Annotated in this window: 10 protein-coding genes and 2 riboswitches; of the genes, 2 read left to right on the top strand and 8 right to left on the bottom strand. The window is 37.8% G+C overall.

Going from position 1 to position 8,997, the window contains the following annotated elements; genetic code table 11:
• Window positions 1-896 (top strand): IS4 family transposase (locus GW534_RS09015; protein ID WP_161920693.1); only part of this gene is annotated, 896 nt, incomplete at its 5' end.
• 205 nt (window positions 897-1,101) lie between these two features.
• On the opposite strand, the gene GW534_RS09010 is transcribed toward GW534_RS09015, so the two are convergent.
• Window positions 1,102-1,887, bottom strand: coding sequence for an HAD family hydrolase (locus tag GW534_RS09010; RefSeq protein WP_161920692.1), 786 nt, complete (start codon window positions 1,885-1,887; stop codon window positions 1,102-1,104).
• Between the two features lie 191 nt (window positions 1,888-2,078).
• Between GW534_RS09010 and GW534_RS09005 the strand changes: the two genes are divergently transcribed.
• On the top strand, window positions 2,079-2,267 hold the full coding sequence (locus tag GW534_RS09005) for a hypothetical protein (RefSeq protein ID WP_161920691.1): 189 nt from the start codon (window positions 2,079-2,081) through the stop codon (window positions 2,265-2,267).
• A gap of 53 nt (window positions 2,268-2,320) precedes the next feature.
• On the opposite strand, the gene thiE is transcribed toward GW534_RS09005, so the two are convergent.
• The 7 genes from thiE to GW534_RS08970 form a co-directional block, all read right to left on the bottom strand.
• On the bottom strand, window positions 2,321-2,944 hold the full coding sequence (thiE, locus tag GW534_RS09000; protein WP_161920690.1) for a thiamine phosphate synthase: 624 nt from the start codon (window positions 2,942-2,944) through the stop codon (window positions 2,321-2,323).
• Window positions 2,941-3,744, bottom strand: a complete 804-nt coding sequence (gene thiM, locus GW534_RS08995; RefSeq protein ID WP_161920689.1) for a hydroxyethylthiazole kinase — start codon at window positions 3,742-3,744, stop codon at window positions 2,941-2,943. The genes thiE and thiM overlap by 4 nt, the downstream gene beginning before the upstream one ends.
• On the bottom strand, window positions 3,737-4,540 hold the full coding sequence (thiD, locus tag GW534_RS08990; RefSeq protein WP_161920688.1) for a bifunctional hydroxymethylpyrimidine kinase/phosphomethylpyrimidine kinase: 804 nt from the start codon (window positions 4,538-4,540) through the stop codon (window positions 3,737-3,739). The genes thiM and thiD overlap by 8 nt, the downstream gene beginning before the upstream one ends.
• Entirely contained in the window at window positions 4,509-5,030 is a 522-nt protein-coding gene (gene thiW / locus GW534_RS08985; RefSeq protein WP_161920687.1) for an energy coupling factor transporter S component ThiW, read from the bottom strand. The genes thiD and thiW overlap by 32 nt, the downstream gene beginning before the upstream one ends.
• Window positions 5,031-5,252: 222 nt before the next feature.
• Window positions 5,253-5,936 carry a thiaminase II gene (gene tenA / locus GW534_RS08980; RefSeq protein ID WP_161920686.1) on the bottom strand — a complete coding sequence of 228 codons (684 nt, stop codon included), beginning with the start codon at window positions 5,934-5,936 and terminating at the stop codon, window positions 5,253-5,255.
• A 210-nt stretch (window positions 5,937-6,146) separates the two neighbouring features.
• Window positions 6,147-6,235, bottom strand: a riboswitch (TPP riboswitch).
• 132 nt (window positions 6,236-6,367) lie between these two features.
• Window positions 6,368-6,456: riboswitch (TPP riboswitch) on the bottom strand.
• A 64-nt stretch (window positions 6,457-6,520) separates the two neighbouring features.
• Window positions 6,521-7,459: an MBL fold metallo-hydrolase gene (locus GW534_RS08975; protein WP_161920685.1), complete on the bottom strand. Its 939-nt coding sequence runs from the start codon at window positions 7,457-7,459 to the stop codon at window positions 6,521-6,523.
• Window positions 7,460-7,572: 113 nt separating this feature from the next.
• Entirely contained in the window at window positions 7,573-8,349 is a 777-nt protein-coding gene (locus GW534_RS08970; protein ID WP_202630879.1) for an enoyl-CoA hydratase/isomerase family protein, read from the bottom strand.
• Between the last annotated feature and the right edge of the window lie 648 nt (window positions 8,350-8,997).

Here is an 8,997-nt window from a genome sequence, read left to right as displayed (position 1 = left end):
CCACTTTCTTACATTTACTTGTGCAAGAAGGGATTGCGAGCGACAGTCAATATGCCAAGGTTATTAAAGATGATATAAAACCAGGTGATTTATGTTTACGTGATTTAGGTTATTTTTCTACAGAAAACTTAATTGATATTGATAAACAAGGAGGATATTTTCTTTCGAGGATGAAGAATAATATGAAACTTTATCAGCAAAATCAGGATGGAAAATGGGAAAAGATTGATCTGATTATGATTTCGGAGAAATTAAAAAGAGGTGAAGTGTTAGAATTAGACAATATTAAAGTGGGACGCTGGGTAAAAAATCCCCTTATTACACGTGTCATTTTCACAAAACTTACTGAAGAACAAGAAGCGAAACGACAAATACATATTGATAAAAAAAGAAGAAAGGGAAAAAAGCCCCTTTCTGCACAAAAAAACATTTCAATTAACATTTTCCTTACTAATATACCACAAAACATGGTAAAAAAGGAAGATGTTTTTTCAATATATTCTCTACGTTGGCAAATTGAAATATTGTTTAAAACATGGAAATCGTTATTTGGAATCCATGAGGTAAAAAATATTAAAAAGGAACGATTTGAATGCCACTTATATGGGACGCTAATTCAACTACTTTTGTGTTCTACACTTGCCTTTCAGTGTCGCAGAATGCTTTATATGAAACATCAGATGGAAACGAGTGAATATAAATCGATTAGTATCGTGAAAGAATTTTTACCTTTATTTAAAGAGATTATATTTAATAGGGGCATTATTATAAAAATGTGTAAATTAATCTATCATAGTATAAAACTAAATGGAAAGAAATGCCGAAGGCAACAGAATAGTACAGTATTTGATATTTTAGAAACTGCTTATAAGAATTATATAGCCAAAGCTAGTTAAGTTCTAATAACTTAAAATTTCAGAAAAGTCTCCAGGTGGAGGCTTATTTGTCGTGGAATAAATTCTTAATAACTCATGATTTTCTTAAAATAACGGAAAAGTGAGTGAAGTTCATCCACTCACTTTTCGTAAACTTGATGGCTATGGGACCCGTCCCCGTGTACCAATTTTCAAAATGAAACAAGGGACCTGTCCCCCTGTACCACTATTTAACTAAGCCAAGTTCTTTGAGGCCGTTATAGATACCGTCTTCATTAACAGAAGTTGTTTTGTATTTCGCATATTGGAAAACGTCAGGATGAGCGTTCCCCATGGCAAAGCTATGACCGACTAGTTGTAGCATATCTTTATCGTTCATCCCGTCACCAAAAGCAATTGCTTCATCCGGAGAGATGTTCAGTTTTTCTAACACCTGTTGAATCGCTGTGCCTTTATTCGTTTTCTTTTGAATAAAATCATATGAATTTTTTAAGCGACCTACGTTAACAGGGCTCATATACAATTCATCAAATTTTTCATAATGGGCAACATGTTCTGGTAGCACTTTTATCGAAGAAAGTCCGTATACTGCTTCAGAAAAATCTTCTGGTACTCGTGCGTTTTTCTTCATTGTAAAGAGATCAATAAAGTATTCCATTTCTGGATCTTCAGGATCAGTAAGGTAATTTGTACCTAATGTATAAAAAATGAGCTCATTTCCTAACTCTTTAGCAAGGCTGCTAATTTCTTCGACTAATTCTGGACGAAAAGCATCATTAACAATCATTTCACCTTTATATTTTGCATAGCCGCCATTGTAACCAATTCCCGACTCTATTTCTAACTCTTCTGCTAAATCTTCTATTTCATGTAACGGGCGACCTGTTGCAAAAAACACTTCAATCCCTTTAGCTTTAACTTGTTTAATTGCTTCCTTTGTCGATTCTGTATACGTGTGATCAGGTTTTAAAATTGTGCCATCAATATCGAGAAAAAGAATTTTATAGCTCATATTCGTCTCCTTTATGTAGCAATTTTAAGTTCGATTATGTTCTTATATTAACATACATTGAAACATATTTCTTTGTTCGTAGTTTTTCATGTAAAGTTACTAAAATTTTAATTGAATAATATTGTGACACTAACTATAATATTATTGTAAGAAAATTTTAAAAATAAAAAATAAGAAAAGGAGGGAAATCCTTGAATAGAAACGATGCCATCGGTGCGATTTTTTTAATTGCAGGCACTATTTTACTTGGGTTAACGAGTATCGCCATATCCATATCCGGCTTTATAATAGCCCTTAATTCAACAGTCCCTTATATTGTGGCCGTGGTTTTTATTATTATCGGGTTCGCAATTCTTTTATTAAATAATCGAAATAGGTAGACTAATAGATTAAAAGAGGGACAACTAAAACGTCGTCCCTTCCCTATTAATTATTAATCACACCAGCTCTTTCGATACGCCTCTGCCGCTTCCCTCGGGTTTTCCGCTTGCATAATTCCAGACACTACAGCAATTCCAGCGACATATTCACTCCGCACCGTTTCGATATTATGCACTTTTAAACCACCGATGGCAACGACCGGAATGGAGACGCTTTTTGCAACCTCTTCTAACGTTCCTTCTGGCAACGCTTCTTTTTCTTTCTTCGTTTTTGTCCAATATACTGGACCGACACCGAGATAATCAGCACCATTTTTCTCAGCTTCCTTTGCTTCTGTAACGTTTGAGACAGATACACCAACAATCATTGATTCAGGTATAATTTTCCGAACAGCTGTAACAGGAATATCCTTCTGTCCGATATGAACACCGTCTGCCTCAACAGCTAAAGCGATATCCACTCGATCGTTTATAATAAGGGGTATATGTGCATAATTTTCCTTTAGAAATTGCTTTAATTTTAACGCCTTTTCATAAAAAACTTTTCCTTCAGATCTTTTTTCCCTTAATTGAACAAGGGTTACTCCACCTTCAACGGCTTCCCCAACGACGCGTAATAATTGATTTGTAGGAACTGACTCATCCGTCACTAAATATAAGCTGTAATCCATGTTCATGATAAACGTACTCCTTCTGCCCAAATATCACCATCCATCCGGAAGATCGCATCCATGAATTTGACACGGAAAGTACCAATTCCTTCATGACTTAAAATTGCCTTTTTTGCTAATTCTCCCGCTAAACCTATAACAGAAATACCAACGGAAGCAGCCGTAAAATAATCATCCGTTACTCCGGCAAAACATCCAATTACGCCTGCCGCCATACAACCCGTTCCCGTTAAACGCGGTAACCACTCATCACCATTTTCCACTTGAACAACTTTCTCTCCATCAGATATCGCATCAATAGCTCCGCTTACAACAACGACATTCCCGAACCTAATGGCAGCTTCCTGAGCCAATTCTTTGTTAGAAATTGGGATAACACCTGCATCGACACCCTTCGTCACCGCATCCCCACCAATTAAAGTATAAAGTTCAGAGGCATTTCCTTTTATGATAGAGACCTTTACTCGTTTTAAAAAGTCAAGTGCTAATTCTGTACGATAAGTCGTGGCTCCGGCACCTACCGGGTCCAATATGACAGGGATTCCTTTTTTATTCGCCGCTTTACCGGCTCGAATCATAGATTCATAGACTTGTTCCGTAATCGTACCCATATTAATGACAAGGGCTTGGGCAAGATTTGTCATCTCTTCAATTCCGTTTATTTCATTCGCCATCACCGGTGATGCTCCAATTGCTAACGTAACATTGGCACAATCATTGATTGTCACCGTATTTGTCAAAAAGTGAACAAGTGGCTGTTCTGCTTTTACTTTTTCAAATAACAACTTTGCTTCTGTTTTATTCATTAAAAGCCAACTCCTTTTTATACAGTTGGTAAAAATGATGAGTTGGTCCATGACCATGTCCTAAATCAAGACTATGTTCGATAGCTACACTGATATAACATTTCGCCTTTTGAACTGCATCTAGCAAGGACATTCCCTTCGCTAAGTTTGCCGCAATCGCCGCAGATAGTGTACAACCTGTGCCATGGGTATTTTTTGTATAGAATCTTTTTCCTTCAATTAAATGGAACGTTTGACCATCGTAAAATAAATCGTTAGGCTCGCCGTTAAGGTGTCCCCCCTTTAAAAGAACTGTTTTTACTCCAAGTTCATAAATCTTTTCACAAGCTTTTTTCATATCATCCAAATTCGTAATCGAAAGCCCAGTCAGCACTTCTGCTTCCGGAATATTTGGTGTAATCACTGTCGCAAGTGGTAACAACTCTTTTAATTTTTCAACTGCTTCTGGTTGTAATAGATGATGACCGCCTTTTGATACCATGACCGGGTCAAGAACGATAAACGACGGTTTATACTTTTTCAATCCTTCAATAACAACTTCAATTGTTTCTGGCTTTGATAACATTCCTATTTTAACCGCATCAACCTGAATATCATCAAATACTGCTTCAATCTGATCACGAATAATGTCCGTATCAATATCTTGAACAGATCGAACTTCCACCGTATTTTGGGCGGTCACTGCAGTAATGACCGACATGCCATAAACCCCATTTGCCGAAAAAGCTTTTAGATCAGCTTGAATGCCTGCCCCGCCTCCGGAATCAGAACCCGCGATTGTAAGTGCTGTTTTCATAAATTAAACCTCCTATCACTTTATTTCTACTCATTACTTTCAGTAAACTGTAGGCTAGTAATGCACCGGCAAAGGACGACATTAAAAAGCTTGGTACTAAACCGAATAACGTCGCTTCTTGCCCTAAAAAGAGTAAACCAATTGGATACGTAGCCATGGCACCTAAAATTCCCGTACCAACGACCTCACCTAATGCAGCAAAGGACATCCTTTTTGTTTTTGCAAAAACAATCGCTGCTAAAAAGGCTCCAATCATACTACCTGGAAAAGCAAATAAACTCCCTGTCCCCATCATGTTTCGTAATGTCGATGTGAGAAACGCTTGAATTACCGCATACCACGGTCCTAACAAAACTGCAGAGATAACATTTGCAAAATGTTGGATAGGGAAAATTTTCGCAAAACCTAACGGGATATAAATGAGTGTACTTGTTGCTGTCGTAAGTCCCGCAATAATGGCTGTGTACGTTATTTTTCTCGTTTTATTCACTTCTCGCACCCCCTTTGGTACAGGGGGACGGGTTCGGTGTTCCATTTTCATTTTGGTACGAGGGACCCGTCCCCGTGTTTCATTCCCATTTTCATTTTGGTACGAGGGACCCGTCCCCGTGTTTCCCCGTGTTTCATTCTCGTGTTTCATTCTTTCATTGGGAGACCCACCAAAACATTTCAATTTAGAATCAGACGGGCCCCTCCGCCCCTGTATTTCAAATTAAATTGGCCAATCTTGTTTGTAATAGTTCATATCCCAGAATAAATATTCATATTTCGATGTCATTTGGAAATGTTTCTCTAAAACAGCTAATTCTCTTTCTGGTTTTCCTTCCGCTAATTCATCCATAAGTTGAATAAGGGCCTTCGCACCTTCACCAAAAGTCTCAGAGTCATATGTTTCAACCCACTTACGGTAAGGGTTTGATGCCAATATGTCACCATATTGTTTTCTCAGTAACTTACCAATTTCCCAATAATCCCAAGCACAAGGAAGTAAACAAGCAACAACTTCCGCTAAACTACCATTATGAGCCGCCGTTAGCATATAGGATGTATAAGCAACGTTTACCGGCGTTGGCTTTGTCGCTTCTAACTCTTCATCTGTAATGCCAAATTCAGCTGCAAACTGGCGGTGTAATTCCATTTCAAAATGTAAAGTATCATGAAGTACTTGTGTGAACTTCTGCATCGTTTCAAGGTTTGGTGCTTTCGTAACAGCGATTGAAAACAACTTCGAATAGTCAATTAAATACACATAATCTTGCTTCATATAATGAATAAATTTATCCTTATCTAAAGTTCCTTTCCCTAACTCTTGAACGAACGGATGATTATGATTTTTCTCCCAAATCGGTTGTACGTTCTTAAATAATCTGTCAGTAAAAGTCATTGTCTTTTCCATTACAATTCTCCTTTCATTTGTACAGAGGTGGTACAGGGGGACGGGTTCGGTGTTTCATTTTCATTTTGGAACGAGGGACCCGTCCCCATGTTTCACTCTTTCACGGTGTTGCATTCCATTTTGGAACGAGGGACCCGTCCCCCTGTTTCAAATAAAATTAAAATGCCACTTCCCAACATAGAGAAGTGGCGTAATATCGATACAAAGATTCGAATTCCGACACTACTTCCCTACGCTAGTACGAACTAGATCAGGTTCGAAGGGTACTTCTCAGCCATATGGCGCCCCTAGTAGCTTGTTAGATTCCCATATTCAGTTTTTAAAATTTGCGCGCGCATGCAATTACTTATTTTACAAAAATAACCCCCCGCAATCTTTATCGACGCGGGGAAATGGTAACATAATTGTTTTCATTTTCAAATGTATGCAAACATGAATATGTTACACTTCCCTACGCTAGTATGAACTAGATCAGGTTCAAAGGGTACTTCTCAGCCGGCCGGCGCCCCTAGTGCACTTATTAAGTTACCATGACTATAACAAACTTTTTTCATTTTGTCTAATAAACAAAACTATAAAACAAATTAAACAAAATACACGTACTTCCCATCCACTAATTCCCGCTTACACTCCCCCTTGAAACGTAAATATTCTAGATGAGCTAAGGTTTCACCTACTGCAAAGCGGGTTTCATGAATCGTTTCAATAAAAGGGAAAAGAACTTTACACACGTCATGAACTGTCCCTTCTTGTTGAATTGCCTCAAGTGTCCTCTCAATCCGTTCTTTGTGGTGAGCTTTTATCTCTTCAATACGCTTATTCGCGTTTGTAAAAGGCTCCCGATGGGATGGAATGACGTATTCCGCATCGAGCTGCTTTATTTTGTCTAGAGATTTAAAGTAGGTCAGTAATGGATTTGGATCACCGTGGAACCAGTAACTAATATTCGGTGTAATTTTCGGTAAAATATGGTCTGTTGATAATAAAACACTTTTTTCTTTATTAAAAAAGACTATCAGTCCATCCGAATGACCTGGGGTAAAAAATATTTCATACTCCAGCTTTCCAATTTGAACCTTTTCTCCTTCTTTAAAATAATGGCTAATTTCTGGATAAGGTGTTACCCGAGGTTTAAATGAACCGGTATTATCTGCCATCGCTATAGCCGTTTTATCAGGTACTCCTGCCTTTTTATAATTCGCTTGCAATGTGGATAAAAATGAATCCTCCCAAGCCATCAAACCATCTTCTGCATCTGTTTGAGACATCGATACTTTAGCACCTGTCTTTTGTTGAAGTCCACCGGCATAACCAAAATGATCCGGGTGATAATGAGTAATATAAATATCCGATACCTCTAATCCTTGTAGTTCCTCTTCCCATCTTCTCACCGTTTGTTCGTTATGAAGCCCGGCATCAATGACAATCCAACCAGTTGGTCCCTCGGCAAGGAAACAGTTCACGTGATTCAAACGAAAGGGCAAATCTAACCGAATTCGTTTCAAGCCAATCTCTTCTAGCATACTCATAGCCACCTTTATTTAATATTTTTACTGCTAGACAGTGCGCTATTGGGTTGCTCATACTCTTTTTGATAAAAGACAACCATCCTTTTTTGAAAGTGATTGTCTACTAATTATTCCCCCTTAAATTCAGGTTTTCTTTTTTCAAAAAATGCTCGGACACCTTCTTTATGATCCAACGTTTGAAACAGTAACGCTTGCACCGTATTTTCTTGCATTGTAAAAGTTTCGTTTGTCAATTCAGTCGCATGATTCACTAAATATTTTACAAATTGATTCGCAATAGGAGGGCCACTTATAATAAATTGGGTAAATTCCGTTGCTTCTTCAATCACATCATTTTCTGCAATTCGATTTACAAAACCACGTTGGTAACCTTCCTCTGCTGAAATGCTTCTCGCTGATGAAATCCATTCCTTCGCCACTTGAGGTGGGACGACCTCCGATAAATTTTTCACGAGACCAAGATCTGGAATAAGGCCAATATTATTGAAGCTAATTGCAAACTTCGCTTCTTGATGGGCAACGATAAAGTCCGACGCCAACGCCACACTGAATCCTGCTCCAGCCGCATACCCGTGAACAGCACTAATAACATACTTTTTCGCACTTTTAATTGTCTTTTGAATTTCAACCACTTCTGTCATATATTTCAACATATCTGCGACACTATTAACTTTTTGGAATGTACCGATATCGCCACCGGCACAAAAAGCTCGACCTGCCCCACTTAAAATAATCACTTTAACTTCTGGATCTTCGTCAGCCTCACGTATTGCTCTATTTAGTTGGGCAGATAACTCAACAGACAGTGCATTTAATTTATCAGGACGATTCATTGTAATATAGGCAATATTATTTTCCTTTTTTACTTGAATTACTTCCGACATTGAAATCACCTCTTGGCTTTTTCTTTATAAAATTTTGTATGTTAAATGGGGTAAATCTTCGAAGACATTACGAATCGTTTTCTTCCAAGTTTTGTCCGTGAGAATAGGTCTCAGGGACATTTCGTACAACAACTGAGCTGATTTTGTCATCGAGAACCAATCTCGAAGACATTTTGAACTAATTTCTTCACCTTTTTGTCATCGAAAGCCGCTCTCGAAGCCATTTTGAGCTAATCTCTAATCTAATTTGTCATCGAGAACTACTCTCGGAGACATTTTGAACTAATTTCTTCACCTTTTTGTCATCGAAAGCCTCTCTCGAAGACATTTTGAACTAATTTCTTTATCTTTTTGTCATCGAAAGCCTCTCTCGGAGACATTTTGAACTAATTTCTTCACCTTTTTGTCATCGAAAGCCTCTCTCGGAGACATTTTGAGCTAATTTCTAATCTAATTTGTCATCGAGAACTACTCTCGAAGACATTTTGAATTAATCTCTAATCTAATTTGTCATCGAGAACTACTCTCGGAGACATTTTGAGCTAATTTCTAATCTAATTTGTCATCGAGAACCAATCTCGAAGACATTTTGAATTAATCTCTAATCTAACTTGTCATCGAGAACTACTCTCGAAGACATTTTGAACT

It is taken from the genome of Pallidibacillus pasinlerensis (genome assembly GCF_009996845.1).
Lineage (GTDB): Bacteria > Bacillota > Bacilli > Bacillales > Caldibacillaceae > Pallidibacillus > Pallidibacillus pasinlerensis.
This window is presented reverse-complemented; position numbering and strand designations above follow the sequence as displayed.